This window comes from Streptomyces sp. NPDC037290 (assembly GCF_055603245.1).
On sequence record NZ_JBVJVZ010000023.1, the window covers coordinates 1 to 20,648 of the forward strand.

Here is a 20,648-nt window from a genome sequence, read left to right on the forward strand (position 1 = left end):
GTTACATTCCGAACCCGGAAGCTAAGCCTCACAGCGCCGATGGTACTGCAGGGGGGACCCTGTGGGAGAGTAGGACACCGCCGAACAATCTTTGAGAAAGGCCCACGCCGGATGGCGTGGGCCTTTCTGCGTTTAAGCTCGACCGTATGCGCTATGACCTGGTCATCTTCGACAATGACGGGGTACTCGTCGACAGCGAGCCCATCTCCAACCGGCTACTGGCCGCCCAGCTGACCGAGTTGGGGCACCCGACCTCGTACGAGGAGTCCATCCGGGACTACATGGGGTCGGCGATGCACCGGATCCATGACCTGGTGCTGGAGCGGACCGGGGAGCGACTGCCGGACGACTTCGACGACGTCTTCCATGCGCGGGTCTTCGCGGCGTTCGAGCGGGAGTTGCAGCCCGTGGCCGGCGTGGGCGGCGTACTGGAGAAGCTGGCCGCGGACGGAGTGCCGTACTGCGTGGCCTCCTCCGGGAGTCATGCGCGGATCCGGGTCGGGCACCGGACGACCGGACTCGACCAGTGGTTCACCCAGGAGCGGATCTTCAGCTCCGAGGACGTGGGGCGGGGGAAGCCGGCGCCCGATCTCTTCCTGTACGCCGCAGAGCGGATGGGGACGCCGCCGGAGCGTTGCCTGGTCGTGGAGGACTCTCCGCTCGGCGTGCAGGCGGCCGTGGCGGCACAGATGGCCGTCTACGGGTTCACGGCGATGACGCCGGCGGCGAAGCTGACGGGAGCGGACCACCTGTTCTCCACCATGGGGGAGTTGGCTGACCTGCTGGTATGACCGGCGCCATCGGCGTGGGCCTGACAATTGTCATGCGGACCTCCGGACGATCGTTTCTACAGGCGGACCCCCTGCGGGGGCGAAGCTGAGGGCATGACGAAGAACACGGGGGCCCAGGGCCGGACCGAGCAGCAGAAGCAGAACCCGAGCGTGCTGGACAACTTCAAGCCGCTGATCCTGGACGTGGCGGTGCCGCTCGGCTCGTACTACCTGTTCAAGGACGCCCTCGGGATGAGCACCTTCGCCGCGCTCGCCTGGAGCAGTGTGGTGCCGGCGGTGCGGACCGTGTGGGCCCTGGTGAGGGAGCGCAGGGCGAACGGACTCGCCGGGCTGATCCTGGCCGTCAACCTCGTTTCGCTGCTGTTGACCTTCGTCTCCGGTGACCCGCGGCTGATGCTCGCCAAGGACGGCGTGGTCAGCAGCACCGTCGGTTTCGGGATCCTGCTCTCCGTGCGCATGGGCAAGCCGATGATGACCGCGGGCCTGAAGCCCTTCCTGGTGAAGGCCGACGCGGCCAAGGAGGCCGCCTGGACGCGCCTGACGTCCGGAGCGGCGGCACGGTCCGCGGAGTTCCTGCGCAAGGAGCGGGCCTACTCCGTCGTCTGGGGCCTGGCGCTGCTCACCGAGTGCGTCGCGCGGGTCGTGGGCGCCTACACCGTCCCCGTGGACACCATGGTCTGGCTCGGCACGGTCTTCTTGGTCGGCGCGATCGGGATCGGCATGCTCGTCGGCGGTGGACTGGCCATCGAGCCGATGGAGAAGATGCTCAAGGCCGAGACCGAGTCCGGAGCCGGGGTCGGGGAGGCCGGGGCCCCCGCGCCCGTCGCCGCCTGACCCACGCGATCCGCCAGGTAAAGCTGAAGGAAATTCATCTTTGGCCGGATCTACCCACAGGTAGCCCGGGGCCCTACGCTCGCCGCCATGACTGATGTGCTGCGGCGCGGTAGGGCCTCGCTGGCGTTCGCCTTCTTCGCCCAGGGCGCGACCTTCGCGCTGCTGGTGACGCGCATCCCGGCCATCCAGGACCGGTACGGCGTCTCCGACGCGCTGCTGCCCGTCTTCCTGGCCGCCGTGCCGATCCTCGCCGGTGTGGGCAGCGTGACCACCGAGCAGCTGGTGAAGCGGATACGGCCCAGCCGGCTGCTGCGCTGGTCCCAGCCGATGGTGCTGCTGGCGCTGCTCGGCGCCGGGGCGGGCGGGCGGATCGCGGAACTGGCGGTGGCGCTGGGCGGGTTCGGGCTGGCCGTGGGGGCGCTGGACGCCTCCATGAACATGCTCGGGGTGAGCCTGCAGCGGTCGTACGGGCGCAGCATCATGCTCAGCTTCCACGCCGCGTACAGCCTGGGCGGGATCCTCGGTGCCTCGCTGGCGTGGGTCGGGGCGCACTGGCATCTCGCGCTGTGGGTGTCGTACCTGCCGGTGGTGGCCGTGCTGCTGCCGGCGACGCTTCTGGGGAGCCGGTGGTACGTGGACGGGGACGCCGCGCCCCTCGACGCGCAGGGCACCCGGGGTGGGGGTGTCGTCTTCAAGCTGCTGCTGCCGCTGTGCCTGGTGATGACCTTCGCCTACATCGGGGACTCGACCGTCTCCAACTGGAGTGCGAAGTACCTGAAGGACGTGCTGGGCAGTTCGGAGCAGCTGGCGACCGTGCCGTACAACGTGTACATGGTGACCACGCTGGCGGGGCGGGCCCTGGGGGACTTCGGCGTGCGGCGGTTCGGGGCCGTGGCGGTCGTACGGCTCGGGACGCTGGTGGCGGCGGGCGGGTTCGCGGTGGTGGCCTCGGCGCCGGGAGCGTGGGTCGGGATGCTCGGGTTCACGCTGCTGGGGCTCGGGTTGTGTGTGCTGGTGCCGCAGACGTTCGCGGCGGCGGGCAGGCTGTTCCCGGGGGCTTCGGATGCGGCGGTGGCGCGGCTGAACATCTTCAATTACGTCGGCTTTCTGGTCGGTTCGCCGTTGGTCGGGGCCCTGGGCGATGCGTGGAGCTATCGCGGGGCGATGCTTGTGCCAATGGTGTTGGTGCTGGTGACGTTGGTGTACGCCAGGTCGTTCGCCGCTCAACCGGACCGATACGGTGGCGGGCATGAGCGGCCGCGCACAGCTGATGTGGGACGAGGCAGTAACGGGCTATGACTTCGGCCGGGACCATCCGATGGATCCGGTCCGGCTGGCACTGACCCGGAAACTGGTGGGTGCCTTCGGGCTCGACCGGGAGATGGAGGTCGTCGCGGCCAAGCCGGCCGGCGAGTCGACGCTGCGGCTGGTCCATCGGGAGGACTACATCGACGCCGTGAAGGCCGCGTCGGCCGATCCGGCGGCGGCGGACGTCTCGTACGGGCTCGGGACCCTCGATGATCCGGCGTTCGCGGGGATGCACGAGGTGTCCGCCCTGATCGCCGGGCAGTCGGTGGGGGCGGCCGAGGCGGTGTGGCGGGGGGACGCCGATCACGCGGTGAACTTCGCGGGCGGGCTGCACCACGCGATGCCCGGGGCCGCGTCGGGATTCTGTGTGTACAACGACGCCTCGCTGGCCGTCGCCCGGTTGCTGGAGCTGGGCGCCGAGCGGGTCGCCTACGTGGACGTCGACGTGCACCACGGGGACGGGGTGCAGGCGGCGTTCTGGGAGGACCCGCGGGTTCTGACGATCTCGCTGCACGAGCATCCCCGTACGTTGTTCCCCCAGACCGGGTGGCCGGAGGAGACCGGGGCCGGGGCGGGGGAGGGGGCCGCGGTGAACGTGGCGCTGCCGGCGGGGACGGGGGACGCGGGGTGGCTGCGGGCGTTTCACGCGGTGGTGCCGGAGCTGCTCGCGGAGTTCCGGCCGCAGGTGCTCGTGTCGCAGCATGGGGCCGACACGCACTTCGAGGATCCGCTGGCGCATCTCGCGGTGTCGCTGGACGCGCAGCGGGCCGTGCAGGTGGCGTGCCATGAGCTGGCGCACGAGTACGCCGGGGGGAAGTGGGTGGCTCTGGGGGGCGGCGGGTACGCCGTGGTGGACGTCGTGCCGCGGTCGTGGACGCATCTGGTGGGGATCGCGGCGGGGCGGCCGGTGGCGCCGGAGGCGATGATCCCGGAGGCGTGGCGGCAGGAGGTGTTCGCCAGGACCCGGCAGTTGGGGCCTCAGCGGATGACTGACGGGCGGTGGCCGGTGAGTTGGGCGTCCTGGGAGGCCGGTTACGACCCGGCGGATCGGCTGGACCAGGCGGTACTGGCCACTCGTCGGTCGGTGTTCCCGCTGCGCGGCCTGCTGCCCTGAGCCGCGGGGGGTCGGTTAGGCCAACCGTGCGGTATTCCTCCGTTCCCGTCCCGGTCCCGCCGTCCATGCGCCACCATCGCATCCGTGGTGACCGGCGGAGCTCTGCGTGCGCACCTGCTGGCTGTTGGGCTTGCCGGGGAGGTCGGGACCTCCCGGGAGGACAGTCTGCGGAGTTATCGGCTGTTCGCTGCCCGGGATCCGCGCGTGCTGATCGGGATCGATCCCGAAGGGGCCTGGGGGCAGCGGGATTTACTGGCGCTCATGGCGGAGAAGTGCGGGGTTTCGGCCGATCCTCGGCACACTTCGGGCCCGGATGTGATCGATCCTGAGCGGACGCTGGCCGCGCTGGACGCCTTCGCCGGTCGGATCCGCGCCGCCGCGAGCCGCGGTGCGCCCGTGCTGTTCGGGACCGGGCACCCGCAGCGGCTGCTCGGGTTCTACGCCGGCTTGGCGGACGCGCTCTCGGCGGCGGGGTGTGACGTGCTCACCCCTGCGCAGGGTCGCTCTGTCGACATATTGACCCGGTTCGGTCTACGTACGTGTGCGGTCGACTACGCACGAGGAGTCGGGTTGGTGCGGGAAACCGGCGGCGGGCGCCCCGGTTGTGAGCCGGGCGTGCACTGCCATTCGCCGCTGCCGGTTCGGGTGGTCCTGGAGGCCGCGGCGGCGGGCGGAGGTCCGTTGCCCGAGTTGGTCGTCGGGGACCACGGGTGGGTCTGCGGTGCAGGTCAGCTGGGGTTCGAGGCGATCGGGCTGGCCGACACGGACGATCCGGCGCTGTTCGTGGGGGAGGCGGAGGGGCGCGTGTCCGTCGTCGTTCCGGTTGATGACGCCGTGCCGTCTGATCACTACCGGCCGCTCACCCGCTACGTACTCAAACGAGCGTGTCTGTCACAGTAGGCCTGCGATGGGTGCACCTCTTCCCCACTTGCATCACCCGCCCCTACATTGGGGAGTGAGCACGCAACGACGAAGAGTCACCGGAAGGGGAAGCCGGTGGCCGTCGAGTGCGGAAGGTTCAGGTGTGTCATGGCTGCAGCTGGCGAGAGGCCTCTGAACGAGGTTCAGTTCCTTACCGTGGCGGAGGTCGCCTCGGTGATGCGAGTGTCGAAGATGACCGTGTACCGCCTGGTGCACAGCGGTCATCTGCCCGCGATCCGGGTGGGGAGGTCCTTCCGCGTCCCGGAACAAGCGGTACACGAGTACCTCCGTGACAGCTATGTGGGGGTGGAGACAGCCTGACGGCAATCCCAGGGTGACCCCCGGGTGACCTGGGGTGCCCCCCTCGATTACGACCTTGGCGCTCGGTTGGGTAGGCTAGCCCCTCGTAGGTCGTGTGGGCCCATGGCGCCCAAACAACCGAGTGATGAGAAGTGAGCGAGGGTAGTCGTGGGCTCTGTTATCAAGAAGCGGCGCAAGCGGATGGCCAAGAAGAAGCACCGCAAGCTGCTCAAGCGCACGCGCGTTCAGCGTCGCAACAAGAAGTAAGCGACGCCGCGAGAGCGTGTCAGCGCGGCTCTGTGGCCTCCCATCAGTACTGGTGGGAGGCCACAGGCATATCCGGGGTACCCGGCATATTCCGATCAGTGAATTTCCGTCACTTCATGCATCGGGTGGTCATCACAGCGCAACATCAACACGCTAGGTTGGCCGCACACGGGGAACGCGCGGGACACGGCTCAACGCGGGAAGGAAGGCGCTGATCTTGGGGAAGGTCGTGCTCGTCACCGGAGTGGCCCGGCAACTGGGCGGCCGGTTCGTACGGCGGATCCAGCGGGATCCCGAGGTCGACCGGGTGATCGCCGTGGACGCGGTGCCGCCGGCGCACCATCTGGGCGGGGCGGACTTCATCCAGGCCGACATCCGGCAGCCGACGATCGCCCGGGTGCTCGCCGAGACGGGCGCCGACACGGTCGTCCACATGGACGTGACGGGCACGGCGCTGGGCAGCGGCAGCCGGGCCACGGTCAAGGAGACCAACGTCATCGGCACCATGCAGCTGCTCGGCGCCTGCCAGAAGTCGCCGACCGTCAAGCGGCTGGTGATCAAGTCCAGTACGAACGTGTACGGGTCGGCGCCGCGGGATCCGGCCGTGTTCACCGAGACGACTCCGCCGAAGTCGCTGCCGAGCGGTGGCTTCGCGAAGGACACCGTCGAGGTCGAGGGGTACGTGCGCGGGTTCGCCCGGCGGCGGCCGGACGTCGCCGTGTGCGTGCTGCGGTTCGCCAACATCCTCGGGCCGGCCGCGGAGACCCCGCTCGCCGCCTACTTCGCGCTGCCGGTCCTGCCGACCGTGTTCGGCTACGACCCGCGGCTGCAGTTCGTGCACGAGGACGACGTCATCGAGGTCCTCAGGATCGCCTCGCACGAGCCGCGCCGGGGCACCCTCAACAGCGGCACGTTCAACATCGCGGGGGACGGCGTACTGCTGCTGTCCCAGTGTTCCCGGCGGCTCGGGCGGCCGACCGTGCCGCTGCTGCTGCCCGCGGTCACCTGGGCGGGTTCGCTGGTGCGTACGCTCGGTATGACGGACTTCTCGCCGGAGCAGATCCGGTTGCTCACGCACGGGCGGGTGGTGGACACGGTCCAGATGCGCGAGACGCTGGGCTTCAGGCCCAGGTACACGACGGCGGAGACGTTCGCGGACTTCGCCCGGGGCCAGGGCCCCGGGCTGGTGCCCCCGGAGGCCCTCGCGGGGGCCGTCGACCGGATCGCCGCGCTGGCCGCGCGGGGCGGCGGCCGGCCCACCACGCACAGCGCCAACTGAGGAGCGGCAACGATGGCGGACGCCAAGGTCATTCCGTTCGACGACGACCGGTCCCGTGGAAGCACCGTGCAGCGCCCGGCGCGGCGCCGGAGTGCGGGCAGCCGGCGCGGCGCGCTCGGCGAGGCCGGGACCGGGGAGATGGGCGAGGTCCAGCCCCTGCCCGGCCGGGCCAGGGCGCGGGAAGATGGGCCTGTGAGCCGTGAGGAGGAGCCGGAGGAGTCGCTTCGGCGGCCGGGGGCCGACGGGCGGGACGGCGGCCTGGAGCGGCGCGTGGCGGCCGGGCTGGCCTTTCTGCGACGCCGGCTGACCGGGGACTACGACGTCGACGACTTCGGTTACGACGAGGAGCTGACCGACCAGGTCCTGATGTCGCTGCTGCGGCCGGTGTACGAGAAGTACTTCCGGGTCGAGGTGAAGGGCGTCGAGAACATCCCGGCCGAGGGTGGGGCGCTGATCGTCGCCAACCACTCCGGGACGCTGCCGCTGGACGGGCTGATGCTGCAGGTGGCCGTGCACGACCACCATCCGGCCGACCGTCACCTGCGGCTGCTCGCGGCCGACTTGGTGTTCGTGCTGCCGGTGGTCAACGAGCTGGCCCGCAAGCTGGGGCACACCCTGGCGTGCGCGGAGGACGCCGAGCGGCTGCTGGCGCAGGGCGAGCTGGTCGGAGTGATGCCGGAGGGCTTCAAGGGCATCGGGAAACCTTTCAGCGAGCGGTACAAGCTGCAGCGCTTCGGCCGGGGCGGCTTCGTGTCGACCGCGCTGCGGCAGGGTGCGCCGATCATCCCGTGCTCGATCGTCGGGGCGGAGGAGATCTACCCGATGATCGGCAACGCGAAGACACTGGCGCGGCTGCTGGGGTTCCCGTACTTCCCGCTGACGCCGACGTTCCCGTGGCTCGGCCCGCTCGGTGCGATTCCGCTGCCGACGAAGTGGACGATCCAGTTCGGCGAGCCGATCCCGACGGACGGGTATCCGCCGGAGGCGGCCGAGGACCCGATGCTGATGTTCAACCTGACCGACCAGGTACGGGAGCAGATCCAGCACACGCTGTACAAGCTGCTCGTGCAGCGGCGGTCGGTGTTCTTCTGATCGGTCCTCCGACGCCGGTGCTGATACGACGATGGGGGCGCCCCGCTCGGAAAGGGCGCCCCCACTGTCGTGGCCGTGCCGGGGCTAGTGCGTCTCCTCGCCCTCGATGCCCAGGCCGGGCAGGAGGCCCGGGAGGAGCGGTGGGAGGGTGACGTCCGGTGCGCTCGTCGGGGGCTTGCTGGTCGACGGCGCGCTGCTGCCGGGGCCGAGCTTCGGCGGGTCCAGCAGGCCGCCCGTGTTGCCGCCGATGAGGCTCTCGCCGCCGTTGCCGGTGGCCGAGCCGCTCGGGTCTCCGGTGCTGGCGTGCTTGCCGGAGGACGGGGTGTGGCCGGAGGCGCTGGGCGCGGTCGACCGGGGGCCGCCGGACGAGCCGGTGGATGCCGAGCCGGAGCCCTGCCGCTTGCTGCCGCCGCCCTGGGAGGGCGGCTGCGGGAGCAGGGACTGCAGCGGGGCGACCTCTTGGTCTATGGCGTCGAACACCGACGACACCTGTTCTTTGACGTCCCCGAGTTGCACGGGCAGCTTGTCGCTGAGCGCGCTCCAGGCCTCGCGGTGCGCCCGGGAGAACGTGGACAGGGCCTGGATCGGGCCGAGCGAGCCGGGGTCGGCCTCGTAGGCCTCGTGGAGCAGGCGGTGGCCCTCGGTGACGTCGTGCTGCATGCCGGAGAGCGTGCGGCGGATCTCGCCGATGGACTCGTGGTCGAGCCGGCCGCCGCGGCCGCGCTCCATCAGCCGACGGGCCTCGCTGAGCCGGGTGGAGGCCTGGTCGAGGTAGGTCTGGCCACGCTGGTCGTCACCCGTGGCCATGTAGTTGAGCTTGAAGTCCTCGATGCCGCGTTTCAGGCCGTACAGCGAGTCGCCGGGCAGGGCGTCGGAGCTGGCGGCGGCGACCCCGCCGAAGGCCCCGGCGGCCACGCCGACGCTGAGCCCGCCCGCGGCGAGCCCCTTGGTCAGCCGGGAACGCGGGCGGAGTTTGCCGAGCGGGCTCGCCCGGTGCGCGCCCCGGCTTCGCCCGCGCTGTTCCGGCACCGGCACATCCGCCGCCCCTGTGCCCTCCCGGAGCATGGCCTCCATCGCGGCCACCAGCTGGGCGCGTTGCACGACCTTGACCTCGGGGTCGAGCTGCGGCTTGGGCAGTGCGCCGAGGTCCGAGGCGACGGCCAGCAGTGCGCCCCGCTCGGTCTGTTCCTCGGCGGTCGGCGGGGAACCCGCCGCGCTCTCGGACTGCTCGGCCGCCGTGTCCCGGTCGGACTGCTCCTCCAGGGCCTGGGCGAAGGCGTTCGCCCGCCGGTGGGTTGATACGTTCGCGATCACTGGCGGCACCTCCTCTCGTCATGACGGTCGACTCCCCAGGGGGTCCTGAGGGTTGCACGCCGGCGACCACTTCACACGATCGAGCGATCAGGGTCGGCCAAGACGTGACCACAGGGAGCCTGTATCCCGCACAACGACTGGCGCGGCACTTGGGTTACGGACGGCGGATGACCGGATCGGAAAGGCAACCGGCTTTCACCGAGCGTGAGTTGGGCATCGCTGTGCGTGGCGGGCGGGAGTCGTGGCTCAGCGCGCGTCGTCCGGCAGAAGCCGGGCCAGCGTGCGTACGGCGCGGTACTGAAGGGTCTTGATGGCGCCCTCGTTCTTGCCCATGACACGGGCGGTCTCGGCGACCGACAGGCCCTGGAGGAAGCGGAGCGTCACGCACTCCTGCTGCTGGGGGTTGAGCCGGCGTACGGCGTCGAGCAGCGCGGCGTTCGACAGGGACTCCAGGACGGAGTCCTCCGGGGAGCGCTCGACCTCGTTGGCGTCGAGCATCTCGCCGGTGGTGACCTCCAGCCGGAACCGGCTGGACTTGAAGTGGTCGGCGACGAGGTTCCGGGCGATCGTCACCAGCCAGGCCCCGAAGTCCCGGCCCTGCCAGGTGAAGGTGCCGATCCTTCTGAGAGCCCGCAGAAAGGTCTCGCTGGTGAGGTCCTCGGCGGTGGCCCGGCCGCCGACGCGGTAGTAGATGTACCGGTACACCGTGTCGCTGTACTGGTCGTACAGCCGGCCGAAGGCCTCGGCCTCGCCCGCCTGGGCGCGCTCGACCAGGTCCATCATCCGGGCGCTGTCGCTGTCGGCGGCCGGGCGGCGGGCGGTGGTGGCGCCGGCGGAGCGCCCTCGTCTGCCCACCGCAGCGCTGCCGTCGGCCAGTGCGTAGCACGGGCCGACGGGCGCGGCGGTGGCGAAGGCGGGGACGGCGTACGCGGTGGGGACGAGGCCGCGCAGCGTCTCTTTGACCGTTGCGACTGTTGCGCGCAGCGTAGCCAGGCCCGAGGCGTCAACCCCGACGTGTGGGTACACGGGACTCCCAGAGGCAGAGCTTCCATCACGTGCAGTGCGGGACCGTTCACCCGTCGTAGCGACGGAGGGGTACCGGTTTGCGTCTGAGGAGAATAACGCTTCGTGCAGGCACTGCTACACCGAGTTGCTCAAATCATCGATTGCGTCGCTTCTGTTATCGATTGACGCCCGATCAAGTGCCGTAGCTTGACCGGTTGTTGATCGAAAAGGGGCGCGTTTCGGTGAAGTCCGGGGCGTGTTGAAATGGCCGCGGCATAATCCGTGCGCGGTAGCGGTGCGGGCGGGCTTGACGCGCTGCCGCAGGCTGCGCGGAGAACTTGGGGAACTGTCCGAGCAACCACGACGGCCCCGCGGCCTGCACCACCGCGCCGGCCCTCCGGCGCTGAGCCGGGCCGGCCGCCCCGGGCCTATCGGCGCCGTCGGCTCAGGGCGATCGCCGCCGCGGTGCCACCGGCGACCGCGCCGACCCCGGCCGCCGCCGGGATGCCGACCTTCGCCGCCTTGCGGCCCGTGCGGTAGTCCCGCAGGCGCCAGTCCTTCTCGCGGGCGTGTTTGCGCAGCTTGGCGTCGGGATTGATGGCGTAGGGGTGGCCGACCAGGGACAGCATCGGGATGTCGTTGTGGCTGTCGCTGTAGGCCGCGCAGCGCGAGAGGTCCAGGCCCTCCGCGGCGGCCAGTGCGCGGACCGCCTCCGCCTTCGCGGGGCCGTGCAGGGGTTCGCCGACCAGCTTGCCGGTGTAGACGCCGTCCACCGACTCCGCGACCGTGCCCAGCGCGCCGGTCAGGCCCAGGCGGCGGGCGATCACCGTGGCGATCTCCACCGGGGCCGCCGTGACCAGCCACACCTTCTGCCCGGCGTCCAGGTGGGCCTGGGCCAGGGCGCGGGTGCCGGGCCAGATGCGGTCGGCCATGTACTCGTCGTAGATCTCCTCGCCGATCGAGGAGAGTTCGGCGACCCGGTGGCCCTTGACGATCGACAGGGCCGAGTCCCGGGCGTCCTGCATGTGTTCCGGGTCCTCGACGCCGGCCAGCCGGAACCACGCCTGCTGCCAGGCGAACCTGGCCAGGTCGCGGGTCTCGAAGAACTTCCGCTTGTACAGGCCCCGGCCGAAGTGGAACAGGGCGGCGCCCTGCATCACGGTGTTGTCGAGGTCGAAGAAGGCAGCCGCCTTGTCGTCGCCGATCACCGGGAACTCCGGTTCCTCGTCGGCGACCTGCGGGGTTTCCTGCACTTCCTGCGAGGACTTGCGGGCAGCCTCCGCCGAGGCCTCGCCTGCCAGCACGCTGCGCGCCGTGGCGGAGCGCCTACGAGGGGTGAGCCATCCGAGAGCGGCCATGTCGTGAGCATAGCCAGTTTGTTCGGTGCTTCCGTCGGTCGAGAGGTTGGAAGCGTGTGAACTCTCCGCGACCGAGCCGTTAAAGGCGGCCGAGCCGTCGAACAGGCGCCAGGAGCGGCGGCCCGTGCGTACGGGGGAGCGGTCGTCGGGCGACGCGGGAGAATGGCCGGTATGAGTCCCCTCTTCCGGCGCAAGGGCGAGCCCCGCGAGCGGCTCGTCACACTGATCCGCAAGCCCGGCTGCCATCTGTGTGACGACGCGCAGGTCGTCGTCGACAAGGTCTGTGGCGAACTCGGCGTGTCCTGGGAACAGAAGGACATCACCGAGGACCCTGTCCTGCACGGCCGGTACTGGGAGCAGATCCCGGTCGTACTGATCGACGGTGAACAGCACACCTTCTGGCGCGTGAACGAGGAGCGACTGCGCCGGGCACTGACCGCGTAGTCCAAACTGGCCCGGAAAGTCGCTTAGGATCGACGGCGGTTTGGTCTCGGGGGCGAGATTCGTGAGGAGAGTGTGCGGTTTTGCCCCCAGTAACGAAGGAACGGCGGTGCGTATGTGCCGGTTCCCGACCAGGGCGCCCTTGGTGCGTGACCCCGGTCACTTCTGCCGGGCAAATCGGACACCATCTTTGTGCACGCGTTCACAAAGACATAGCCTGCTGTCGACGGGGCGGTCTGGGGACGTATGACCGCCCGCAGCCCCGCTCTACCCGCAGGAGCACCGTGGCAACTGGCCGAACACACCGACCGGCGACCCGTAGCCGAGGGATTCCCGAGGCCACCGTCGCCAGGCTTCCGCTGTACCTCCGAGCCCTGACCGCACTGTCGGAGCGCTCGGTACCCACGGTCTCCTCCGAGGAACTGGCCGCGGCGGCGGGGGTCAACTCCGCCAAGCTGCGCAAGGACTTCTCGTACCTGGGCTCCTACGGAACGCGCGGTGTCGGCTACGACGTGGAGTATCTCGTCTACCAGATCTCCCGTGAACTCGGCCTGACCCAGGACTGGCCGGTTGTCATCGTCGGTATCGGCAACCTCGGCGCCGCCCTCGCGGGCTACGGCGGGTTCGCCTCCCGCGGGTTCCGCGTGGCCGCCCTCATCGACGCCGATCCCGCGATGACCGGAAAGCCGGTCGCCGGCATTCCGGTGCAGCACACGGACGACCTCGAGAAGATCATCAAGGACAACGGGGTGTCCATCGGCGTCATCGCCACCCCCGCCGGAGTCGCCCAGCAGGTCTGCGACCGGCTCGTGGCCGCCGGGGTCACCTCCATCCTGAACTTCGCGCCGACCGTGCTGTCCGTCCCGGACGGCGTCGACGTGCGCAAGGTCGACCTCTCGATCGAACTGCAGATCCTCGCCTTCCACGAGCAGCGCAAGGCCGGCGAGGAGACCGCAGCGGGCGACGGCGCGCTGCCCGCCACCACCCGTGACACCTCCGCCGACCAGGGGCCCGACGGGGACGTACCCGCCGTGATGCCGGCATGAGTCTCCTCGTCGTCGGACTGAGCCACCGCAGCGCGCCGGTCAGCGTGCTGGAGCGGGCCGCGCTGAGCGCGGACGCCCAGGTCAAGCTGGTCCAGGACACGGTCGCCGCCGAGCCGGCCACCGAGTCCGCGGTGCTCGCCACCTGCAACCGCATCGAGCTGTACGCCGACGTGGACAAGTTCCACGCCGGTGTCGCCGAGCTGTCCACACTGCTCGCCCAGCACAGCGGCGTCGGCCTGGAGGAACTGACCCCCTACCTCTACGTCCACTACGAGGACCGTGCCGTCCACCACCTGTTCTCGGTGGCCTGCGGCCTGGACTCGATGGTCGTCGGCGAGGGACAGATCCTCGGGCAGATCAAGGACTCGCTGGCCAGGGCACAGGAGCTGCACACCGCCGGACGGCTGCTGAACGACCTGTTCCAGCAGGCCCTGCGGGTGGGCAAGCGCGCCCACTCCGAGACCGGAATCGACCGCGCCGGCCAGTCCCTGGTCACCTTCGGCCTGGAGCAGCTGGCCGTCACCGTCCCGGTGCCCGCCTGGGCCGATGGCAAGAAGGCGCTGGTCATCGGCGCCGGTTCGATGTCCTCGCTGGCCGCGGCCACACTCGCGCGGGCCGGAGTCGCCGAGGTCGTCGTCGCCAACCGCACCCTGGACCGGGCCGAGCGGCTCGCCCAGATCCTGACGGAGGCCGAGGACAACACGGCCACCGCCCGCGCGGTGCCGATGGACGCCATACCGGGCGAGCTGACACGTGCCGACGTCATCGTCTCCTGTACCGGGGCGACGGGCCTGGTGCTCACGGCGGAGGCGGTCGCCCAGGCGGTCGAGGGCCGCACCGGCGCCCCCGTCGCCGAGATCGGTCGTCCGGCCGAGGACGGCAGCGCCCGTACGGCCTCGAAGGCCACCGTCGCCCCGGCCTCGAAGACCACCGCCACTCCGCTGCCGCCCACCGGCGTCGGCACCGACGAGAACTGCCCGCTGGACCTGGCCGCCGTACAGCCCGGCTTCTCCGTGATGGGCGAGGCCGCGGTCGCCGGCATGGACGCGGCCACCCTGGAGCAGCACGCGGCCTGGGTGGCGGGCGGCACGGTGGACCGCCGGGAGCGCCGTACGCCCGAGGCGGACGCCGAGCTGATCACCGCGCTCGCCGCCACCGCCGCCACCGTGGGCCGGATCCCCGAGCGGCGCAGGCCGGAGCCGGTGGCCGAGCGTCCGGCGCCCTCCCTCTTCCTCCTCGACCTGGCCATGCCCCGCGACATCGACGCGGCCGTGCACCGGCTGGCCGGGGTACGGCTGGTGGACATCGAGTCGCTGGCGGAAGCTTCCGCCGACGCGCCGATGGCGGCCGATGTGGACCTGGTCCGGCGTATCGTCTCCGACGAGGTCGCGGCCTTCGGCGCGGCGCAGCGGGCGGCGCACATCACGCCGACCGTGGTCGCGCTGCGCACCATGGCCGCCGACGTCGTCGCCAGTGAGATCGCGCGGCTCGACGGCCGCCTGCCCGACCTGGACGAACGCCAGCGCGGCGAGATCCGCCAGGCCGTGCACCGGGTCGTCGACAAGCTGCTGCACGCGCCGACCGTGAGGGTCAAGCAGCTCGCGGCCGAGCCCGGCGGCGCCGGGTACGCGGACGCGCTGCGCACCCTGTTCGACCTCGACCCCGAGACGGTCGCCTCCGTCTCCCGGGCCGGGGACAGCACAGACAAGAAGGACCGACCGGCATGAGTGACAAGGCTTTGAGACTGGGGACGAGGCGGAGCAAGCTCGCCATGGCCCAGTCCGGTCAGGTGGCGGAAGCCGTGAGCCGGGTGACCGGGCGGCCCGTCGAGCTGGTCGAGATCACCACCTACGGCGACACCTCCCGCGAGCACCTGGCGCAGATCGGCGGCACCGGCGTGTTCGTCACGGCGCTGCGCGACGCGCTGGTGCGGGGCGAGGTCGACTTCGCGGTTCATTCGCTGAAGGACCTCCCGACCGCGCAGCCCGAGGAGCTGGTCCTGGCCGCCGTACCGGTGCGCGAGGACCCGCGGGACGTGATCGTCGCGCGTGACGCCCTCAAGTTCACCGACCTGCCGCGCGGCGCGCGCATCGGCACCGGTTCGCCGCGCCGCATGGCGCAGCTGAACGCGTACGCCCGCGCCCACGGCCTGGACATCGAGACGGTCCCGATACGCGGCAACGTCGACACCCGCATCCGGTACGTCCACGACGGCGAACTCGACGCGGTCGTCCTGGCCGCCGCCGGACTGACCCGGATCGGCCGGATCGACGAGGTGACCGACTTCCTGTCGGTCGACACGGTTCTGCCCGCCCCCGGCCAGGGGGCCCTGGCGATCGAGTGTGCCGCGGACCACGCGGACCTGATCGCGGCGCTCGGCGAACTCGACGACCCGTTCACACGGGCCGCCGTGACCGCCGAACGGTCACTGCTCGCCGCCCTGGAAGCCGGTTGCAGCGCCCCTGTGGGCGCGCTGGCCGACTTGCTGGCCGACGGGCAGTTTGTCAAGGAAATGCGCCTGCGGGGCGTCGTCGGCACGACCGACGGCACCCGCATGGTGCAGCTGTCCACCACCGGTCCCGTGCCCCAGACGCACGACGAGGCGATGGCACTCGGTCGCGAACTCGCCACCGAGATGCTCGCCCAGGGCGCGGCCGGTCTGATGGGGGAGCGAGCACATTGAGCCCCACCGCCCTTCCTGCCGCCGGTCCTGAACACGGGCACGTCACCTTCCTCGGTGCCGGACCCGGAGATCCGGGACTGCTGACTCTGCGCGCCGTGGAGGCGCTGTCGAACGCGGACGTCCTGGTCGCCGAGCACGAGGTGCTCGACGTGATCCGGACGCACGCCCGACAGGGCGTCTCCGTCGTGCCGACGGACGGCGACTCCTCCTCGGTGTCGCCGCCGGGCACGGGCACGCCCCAGCTGACGGTCGTTGACGGCACGTCAACCACCGCCGCTGTCCCGGGCCCTGCCCGGGATGCCGCTCATCTTGTCATGGAGGCTGCGCGGGGCGGCAGGCGGGTCGTGCGTGCGGTGTCCGGGGACCCGGGACTTGATACGTACGCGGTCGAGGAAATGCTCGCCTGCGCCGCCGCCGGTGTGCCCTTCGAGGTGGTCCCGGGCGTCGCGGCGGCGGTCGGTGTGCCCGCGTACGCCGGTGTGCCGCTGCGGGACGCCGAGGGCGCGGACGTCCGTTTCGTGGACGCCCGTACGGCGTCGGACCGCTGCTGGACGGAGGTCGGCGCCTCGGACGGCACGGTCGTCGTCTCCACGACCCTGGACTCGGTCGCCGCGGCGGCGGGCGAGCTGGTCTCGGCGGGCCGCAAGCCGGACACCCCGCTGTCGGTGACGATCGCCGGTACGACGACCCGTCAGCGCACCTGGACGGCGACGCTCGGCACGATCGCGCAGACCCTGAAGCAGGCGAAGGTGCTGCCGTCCCCCGACGGCGGCCGGCCGGTGATAGCCGTGGTCGGCGAGCGCAGCGCCGCCGCCCGGCGCGACCAGCTGTCGTGGTTCGAGTCCAAGCCGCTGTTCGGCTGGAAGGTGCTCGTGCCGCGCACGAAGGAGCAGGCGGCGTCGCTCTCCGACCAGCTGCGGTCCTACGGTGCCGTGCCGCACGAGGTCCCCACGATCGCGGTGGAACCGCCGCGCACGCCCCAGCAGATGGAGCGCGCGGTCAAGGGCCTGGTGACGGGCCGCTACGAGTGGATCGCGTTCACGTCGGTCAACGCGGTGAAGGCGGTGCGGGAGAAGTTCGAGGAGTACGGCCTTGATGCTCGGGCTTTTGCGGGTATCAAGGTGGCTGCGGTGGGCGAGCAGACCGCGAGGGCGCTGGTGGCCTTCGGCGTGAAGCCGGACCTGGTGCCGAGCGGCGAGCAGTCGGCCGCCGGTCTGCTGGAGGACTGGCCGCCGTACGACCCGGTGTTCGACCCGATCGACCGCGTCTTCCTGCCCCGTGCCGACATCGCCACGGAGACCCTGGTCGCCGGTCTGATCGAGCTGGGCTGGGAGGTCGACGACGTGACCGCCTACCGGACGGTCCGCGCGTCGCCGCCCCCGGCCGACACCCGCGAGGCGATCAAGGGCGGCGGCTTCGACGCGGTCCTGTTCACCTCGTCCTCGACGGTCCGGAACCTGGTCGGCATCGCGGGCAAGCCGCACAACGTGACGGTGATCGCGTGCATCGGCCCGGCCACGGCGAAGACGGCCGAGGAACACGGGCTGCGGGTGGACGTCATGGCACCGGAGCCGTCGGTGCACAAGCTGGCGGAGGCGCTGGCGGACTTCGGCATGAAGCGGCGGGCTGCCGCGCTGGAGGCCGGGGATCCGGTGACTCGGCCGAGCGAGCGGCGGCCGGGGGCGCGGAGGCGTCGGTCGACTACGTGAGGTGTGGCGGAGTGCTCCTTGCCGGGGCACTCCGCCTTTTTGCGCCGTCAGCGCTGCGAGGCGTACGGCGCGAAGCTCGCCCAGGCGCGATTACGCCGCTTTTCTGGGATGCCTGCCCGCTGCGTCCCCGCAACCACTCCTGACCGAATCGCCCTCGGTGTGATCTCGTCTCTGCGATGCTGACCGGCATGGGTGGGGGAGTTCGACGACGTGAGGGTGCAGCCCGCTGGTTACGGCGGCGTGCTGCGGCGGTGGCGTTGACATGCTTCGGGTTTGCGGCCGCTGTGCTGCATGTTCTGGCACCTGGGCTGAAGATCGACGGGGTCACGGTCGCACTGCTCGCGGTGGCGGCGATGCCGTGGCTCGGGGATCTGATCCGCAGCATCGACGTGCCGGGCTTGGGGAAGATCGAGTTCCAGGACATGCAGCGGCGGCTGGAGGCGGTCCAGCGGACGGCGAACGCGGCTCTCGTCGGTGAGGGACCGGGCGGTGCCGTGGACGACACGGCCGCGTCGGACGCGGTCCGGGAACTGGCGGCCGAGTATGTGAAGGTACGCGACGAGCTGCGCGGCGGGCCGGCGCGGACCCACCGGATGGATCAGATCTTCGCCCGCCTGGTGCGGGCGACCCAGCGAGTGCGCGACTTCGACGCGGAGGCGTTGCTGCGCTCGCAGGACGCCGGGCTGCGGCTCGCGGCCTACGCGCGCCTGTTCGCGGTGCCCGAACCGGAGCTGCTCGGCACGCTGGTCGAGGTAGTGACCGTCGAACCACTCGCCTTCAACCAGTACTGGGGATTGCGGGCGGTCGGCAGAGTGGTGGAGGAGACGGGAGCGGAGCACGTTCCGCTTGGCGTGGTCCGCCGCTTGGAGGAGTTCCGCTCCCGTGTGCCGCGCGACAGCGACCGGGGCCGGCTCGCCGGCCGTGTGCTCACGGAGTTCGGCGCAGGGTGACCGCTGGCCGCTGTCCGGTCAGGCCGCCGTACCCCCCGCGTAGTCGCTGTTGAACGTCGTCTCGATGGTCTGGGCGACCGGCTGGGCCACGCCCGTGCCGGTCAGGATGATGCCCAGCTCGCGGTTGTTGCTGAGGGAGTTGCTGCTGATGTTCATGGAGCCGGCCTCGGCCTCCTGGGTGGTCAGGCCGTAGTCGGCGACCATCGCCTTGGCGTGGATGTAGAAGCCGTTGGGGTCGGAGTAGCCGACGACCGTGCCGCCGGCGGCCTTGACGGCGGAGACCTGGCTGGAGTAGCTGGAAGGATTCTCCAGGACCACGCGGACCTTCACGCCGGCCTTGGCGCGGGCGACGATCGCGTTGACCACCGTGCTGTCGCTGAACTCCAGTTCTTCCACGTCGAGGGTCCTGGTCGCGGAGTTGATGAAGGACACCAGGCGGTTGCGGGAGTCGGTGGGGGACCAGAGCAGGTGGTCGCCGTCGGTGGGGGTGACCGAGGTGGCCGTGTAGTCGGCGTTGAAGACCTTCTCGATCGCCGCCACGTCGCGGGTGTCGTCGGTGAAGACGCCGTAGTCCCGGCTGGTCGTGTAGTACTGGGACGTCAGATTGCCTGTCATGACCAGGGACTTCGTGCCGTCGACCGTGATCGTCTTCTGGTGGGTGTAGACGTAGGCGGAGGAGGACCAGACGACGCCCACGCCCGCGTTCCGCAGGGACGTGTACGCCGAGTCGTTGGCGCTCTGGTGCTGGCGGTCGAGTATCACGCGGACCGTGACGCCCTTGTTCTTCAGGGCTATGAGGTCGTTGACGGCCGTGGTGTCCTCCAGCTCGTACATGGTCATGTCGAGCGTGCTGGTGGCCGAGTTGACGAAGTCGTAGATCGTGGGCTGGCTGCCGGTCTGGGAGAAGGTGAACGCGGAGTAGCTCGCGGCGTTCGCGGGGACGGCCGTGGCGACGACGGCGGTGCCGGCGGCGAGGGCGATGGCCGCGCGGGTGAGGGCCTTCCGCAGCATGCGTGACTCCTGTCGGACGGACGGGGAGGGGGTGGCGGGTGCATGACACCACGCGCGTAGAACGCTGGGGAGGCGGGCGGTTCCAAGGACGGCCAGGGGAGCGCAAAAACTTCGTATGAGCGTGCCGCTATGCGCGTGAATGGGCTGTCTGCGGGCTCCCTATGAACCCGCCGCCGGGCCGACAGGCCGTCGGCAAAGGCGCGGGCCGGGCGGGCGTAGCGTAGGAGGCATGACGAAGTACGGATCCTTTCCCGGTACGCGTCCCCGGCGGCTGCGGACCTCGCCCGTCATGCGCCGCATGGTCGCCGAGACGCGCCTGCACCCGGCCGACCTCATCCTTCCGGCGTTCGTCCGGGAGGGCGTGAGCGAGCCCGTGCCGATCGCCGCCATGCCCGGAGTCGTCCAGCACACCCGCGACAGCCTGAAGAAGGCGGCGGCGGAGGCCGTGGCGGCCGGGATCTCCGGGATCATGCTGTTCGGCGTGCCGGAGGAGGCGAAGAAGGACGCGCAGGGAACGGTCGGCACGGACCCGGACGGCATCCTGCAGGTCGCGCTGCGCGACGTACGGGCCGAGGTCGGCGACGACCTGCTCGTCATGTCCGACCTGTGCCTGGACGAGTTCACCGACCACGGGCACTGCGGCGTCCTGGACGCCGAGGGCCGCGTCGACAACGACGCGACTCTGGAGCGGTACGCCGAGATGGCCCAGGTGCAGGCCGACGCCGGTGCGCACGTGGTCGGGCCGAGCGGGATGATGGACGGCCAGATCGGCGTCGTCCGCGACGCGCTGGACCAGATCGGGCGCGAGGACGTGGCGATCCTCGCCTACACCGCCAAGTACTCCTCCGCGTTCTACGGCCCCTTCCGCGAGGCCGTCGCCTCCTCGCTGCAGGGCGACCGCAAGACCTACCAGCAGGACCCCGCCAACTGGCGCGAGTCCCTGCGGGAGCTGGAACTGGACCTCGCCGAGGGCGCGGACATGGTCATGGTCAAGCCGGCCGGACCGTACCTCGACATCCTGGCCCGGGTCGCGGACGCCGTGGACGTACCCGTCGCCGCCTACCAGATCTCCGGTGAGTACGCGATGATCGAGGCCGCCGCCGAGAAGGGCTGGGTGGACCGCGACCGGGCCATCTTCGAGACCCTGACCGGCATCAAGCGCGCCGGGGCGCGGAACATCCTGACCTACTGGGCCACGGAGGTGGCGCGGGGGCTGCGCTGACGG

At 70.8% G+C, this 20,648-nt stretch carries 20 protein-coding genes and 1 rRNA gene; 17 read left to right on the top strand and 4 right to left on the bottom strand.

Annotated features, from left to right (window positions below; genetic code table 11):
* The 10 genes from rrf to ACZ7HQ_RS38500 all read left to right on the top strand — a co-directional run.
* Positions 1–86, top strand: a 5S ribosomal RNA gene (rrf, locus tag ACZ7HQ_RS38455); the annotation flags it as partial.
* A 60-nt stretch (positions 87–146) separates the two neighbouring features.
* Positions 147–791, top strand: a complete 645-nt coding sequence (locus ACZ7HQ_RS38460) for an HAD family hydrolase (RefSeq protein ID WP_471000151.1) — start codon at positions 147–149, stop codon at positions 789–791.
* Positions 792–884: 93 nt separating this feature from the next.
* The gene (locus ACZ7HQ_RS38465; RefSeq protein ID WP_471000153.1) at positions 885–1,625 is read left to right on the top strand and encodes a VC0807 family protein; all 741 of its coding nucleotides are present in this window, start codon (positions 885–887) and stop codon (positions 1,623–1,625) included.
* An 87-nt stretch (positions 1,626–1,712) separates the two neighbouring features.
* Positions 1,713–2,924 (top strand): MFS transporter, encoded by a 1,212-nt coding sequence (locus tag ACZ7HQ_RS38470; RefSeq protein WP_471000155.1) that lies wholly within the window; start codon positions 1,713–1,715, stop codon positions 2,922–2,924.
* Positions 2,875–4,047, top strand: a complete 1,173-nt coding sequence (locus ACZ7HQ_RS38475; RefSeq protein ID WP_471000157.1) for an acetoin utilization protein AcuC — start codon at positions 2,875–2,877, stop codon at positions 4,045–4,047. The genes ACZ7HQ_RS38470 and ACZ7HQ_RS38475 overlap by 50 nt, the downstream gene beginning before the upstream one ends.
* 84 nt (positions 4,048–4,131) lie before the next feature.
* On the top strand, positions 4,132–4,947 hold the full coding sequence (locus ACZ7HQ_RS38480) for a phosphatase (protein WP_471000159.1): 816 nt from the start codon (positions 4,132–4,134) through the stop codon (positions 4,945–4,947).
* 129 nt (positions 4,948–5,076) lie between these two features.
* A complete protein-coding gene (locus ACZ7HQ_RS38485) occupies positions 5,077–5,289 on the top strand; it encodes a helix-turn-helix domain-containing protein (RefSeq protein ID WP_121791081.1) in 213 nt (70 codons plus the stop codon).
* A gap of 147 nt (positions 5,290–5,436) precedes the next feature.
* Positions 5,437–5,535: a 30S ribosomal protein bS22 gene (locus tag ACZ7HQ_RS38490; protein ID WP_003948845.1), complete on the top strand. Its 99-nt coding sequence runs from the start codon at positions 5,437–5,439 to the stop codon at positions 5,533–5,535.
* Between the two features lie 217 nt (positions 5,536–5,752).
* A complete protein-coding gene (locus tag ACZ7HQ_RS38495) occupies positions 5,753–6,814 on the top strand; it encodes an NAD-dependent epimerase/dehydratase family protein (protein ID WP_471000161.1) in 1,062 nt (353 codons plus the stop codon).
* A gap of 12 nt (positions 6,815–6,826) precedes the next feature.
* Positions 6,827–7,906, top strand: a complete 1,080-nt coding sequence (locus ACZ7HQ_RS38500) for a lysophospholipid acyltransferase family protein (protein ID WP_471000163.1) — start codon at positions 6,827–6,829, stop codon at positions 7,904–7,906.
* Positions 7,907–7,990: 84 nt separating this feature from the next.
* On the opposite strand, the gene ACZ7HQ_RS38505 is transcribed toward ACZ7HQ_RS38500, so the two are convergent.
* The 3 genes from ACZ7HQ_RS38505 to ACZ7HQ_RS38515 all read right to left on the bottom strand — a co-directional run bounded on the left by ACZ7HQ_RS38505 (position 7,991) and on the right by ACZ7HQ_RS38515 (position 11,583).
* Complete coding sequence (locus tag ACZ7HQ_RS38505) at positions 7,991–9,220, bottom strand: DUF5667 domain-containing protein (RefSeq protein ID WP_471000165.1); 1,230 nt, start codon at positions 9,218–9,220, stop codon at positions 7,991–7,993.
* Between the two features lie 246 nt (positions 9,221–9,466).
* The gene (locus ACZ7HQ_RS38510) at positions 9,467–10,246 is read right to left on the bottom strand and encodes an ECF subfamily RNA polymerase sigma factor, BldN family (RefSeq protein ID WP_471000167.1); all 780 of its coding nucleotides are present in this window, start codon (positions 10,244–10,246) and stop codon (positions 9,467–9,469) included.
* A gap of 407 nt (positions 10,247–10,653) precedes the next feature.
* Positions 10,654–11,583 carry an HAD family hydrolase gene (locus tag ACZ7HQ_RS38515; protein WP_471000169.1) on the bottom strand — a complete coding sequence of 310 codons (930 nt, stop codon included), beginning with the start codon at positions 11,581–11,583 and terminating at the stop codon, positions 10,654–10,656.
* Positions 11,584–11,754: 171 nt separating this feature from the next.
* Between ACZ7HQ_RS38515 and ACZ7HQ_RS38520 the strand changes: the two genes are divergently transcribed.
* The 6 genes from ACZ7HQ_RS38520 to ACZ7HQ_RS38545 all read left to right on the top strand — a co-directional run bounded on the left by ACZ7HQ_RS38520 (position 11,755) and on the right by ACZ7HQ_RS38545 (position 18,412).
* The gene (locus ACZ7HQ_RS38520; protein WP_471000171.1) at positions 11,755–12,027 is read left to right on the top strand and encodes a glutaredoxin family protein; all 273 of its coding nucleotides are present in this window, start codon (positions 11,755–11,757) and stop codon (positions 12,025–12,027) included.
* Between the two features lie 281 nt (positions 12,028–12,308).
* The gene (locus ACZ7HQ_RS38525; protein ID WP_471000173.1) at positions 12,309–13,070 is read left to right on the top strand and encodes a redox-sensing transcriptional repressor Rex; all 762 of its coding nucleotides are present in this window, start codon (positions 12,309–12,311) and stop codon (positions 13,068–13,070) included.
* Entirely contained in the window at positions 13,067–14,797 is a 1,731-nt protein-coding gene (locus ACZ7HQ_RS38530; protein ID WP_471000175.1) for a glutamyl-tRNA reductase, read from the top strand. Before ACZ7HQ_RS38525 ends, ACZ7HQ_RS38530 begins: the two co-directional genes overlap by 4 nt.
* A complete protein-coding gene (gene hemC / locus ACZ7HQ_RS38535; protein WP_471000177.1) occupies positions 14,794–15,753 on the top strand; it encodes a hydroxymethylbilane synthase in 960 nt (319 codons plus the stop codon). The genes ACZ7HQ_RS38530 and hemC overlap by 4 nt, the downstream gene beginning before the upstream one ends.
* Positions 15,750–17,462 (top strand): bifunctional uroporphyrinogen-III C-methyltransferase/uroporphyrinogen-III synthase, encoded by a 1,713-nt coding sequence (locus tag ACZ7HQ_RS38540; RefSeq protein ID WP_471000179.1) that lies wholly within the window; start codon positions 15,750–15,752, stop codon positions 17,460–17,462. Before hemC ends, ACZ7HQ_RS38540 begins: the two co-directional genes overlap by 4 nt.
* 284 nt (positions 17,463–17,746) lie before the next feature.
* Positions 17,747–18,412: a hypothetical protein gene (locus tag ACZ7HQ_RS38545; protein WP_471000181.1), complete on the top strand. Its 666-nt coding sequence runs from the start codon at positions 17,747–17,749 to the stop codon at positions 18,410–18,412.
* Positions 18,413–18,430: 18 nt separating this feature from the next.
* Here ACZ7HQ_RS38545 and ACZ7HQ_RS38550 read toward each other — a convergent pair whose 3' ends face one another.
* Positions 18,431–19,423: a phospholipase D-like domain-containing protein gene (locus ACZ7HQ_RS38550; protein ID WP_471000183.1), complete on the bottom strand. Its 993-nt coding sequence runs from the start codon at positions 19,421–19,423 to the stop codon at positions 18,431–18,433.
* A 229-nt stretch (positions 19,424–19,652) separates the two neighbouring features.
* Between ACZ7HQ_RS38550 and hemB the strand changes: the two genes are divergently transcribed.
* Positions 19,653–20,645: a porphobilinogen synthase gene (gene hemB, locus ACZ7HQ_RS38555; protein ID WP_471000185.1), complete on the top strand. Its 993-nt coding sequence runs from the start codon at positions 19,653–19,655 to the stop codon at positions 20,643–20,645.
* Positions 20,646–20,648: the final 3 nt, after the last annotated feature.

Bases quoted from the DNA above. Each gene is read 5' to 3' on its own strand.
- hemC (WP_471000177.1), top strand. From the start codon at position 14,794: ATGAGTGACAAGGCTTTGAGACTGGGGACGAGGCGGAGCAAGCTCGCC.
- ACZ7HQ_RS38470 (WP_471000155.1), top strand. From the start codon at position 1,713: ATGACTGATGTGCTGCGGCGCGGTAGGGCCTCGCTGGCGTTCGCCTTC.
- ACZ7HQ_RS38550 (WP_471000183.1), bottom strand. From the start codon at position 19,423: ATGCTGCGGAAGGCCCTCACCCGCGCGGCCATCGCCCTCGCCGCCGGC.
- ACZ7HQ_RS38485 (WP_121791081.1), top strand. From the start codon at position 5,077: ATGGCTGCAGCTGGCGAGAGGCCTCTGAACGAGGTTCAGTTCCTTACC.
- ACZ7HQ_RS38475 (WP_471000157.1), top strand. From the start codon at position 2,875: ATGAGCGGCCGCGCACAGCTGATGTGGGACGAGGCAGTAACGGGCTAT.
- ACZ7HQ_RS38465 (WP_471000153.1), top strand. From the start codon at position 885: ATGACGAAGAACACGGGGGCCCAGGGCCGGACCGAGCAGCAGAAGCAG.
- hemB (WP_471000185.1), top strand. From the start codon at position 19,653: ATGACGAAGTACGGATCCTTTCCCGGTACGCGTCCCCGGCGGCTGCGG.
- ACZ7HQ_RS38500 (WP_471000163.1), top strand. From the start codon at position 6,827: ATGGCGGACGCCAAGGTCATTCCGTTCGACGACGACCGGTCCCGTGGA.
- ACZ7HQ_RS38460 (WP_471000151.1), top strand. From the start codon at position 147: ATGCGCTATGACCTGGTCATCTTCGACAATGACGGGGTACTCGTCGAC.
- ACZ7HQ_RS38520 (WP_471000171.1), top strand. From the start codon at position 11,755: ATGAGTCCCCTCTTCCGGCGCAAGGGCGAGCCCCGCGAGCGGCTCGTC.
- ACZ7HQ_RS38515 (WP_471000169.1), bottom strand. From the start codon at position 11,583: ATGGCCGCTCTCGGATGGCTCACCCCTCGTAGGCGCTCCGCCACGGCG.
- ACZ7HQ_RS38530 (WP_471000175.1), top strand. From the start codon at position 13,067: ATGAGTCTCCTCGTCGTCGGACTGAGCCACCGCAGCGCGCCGGTCAGC.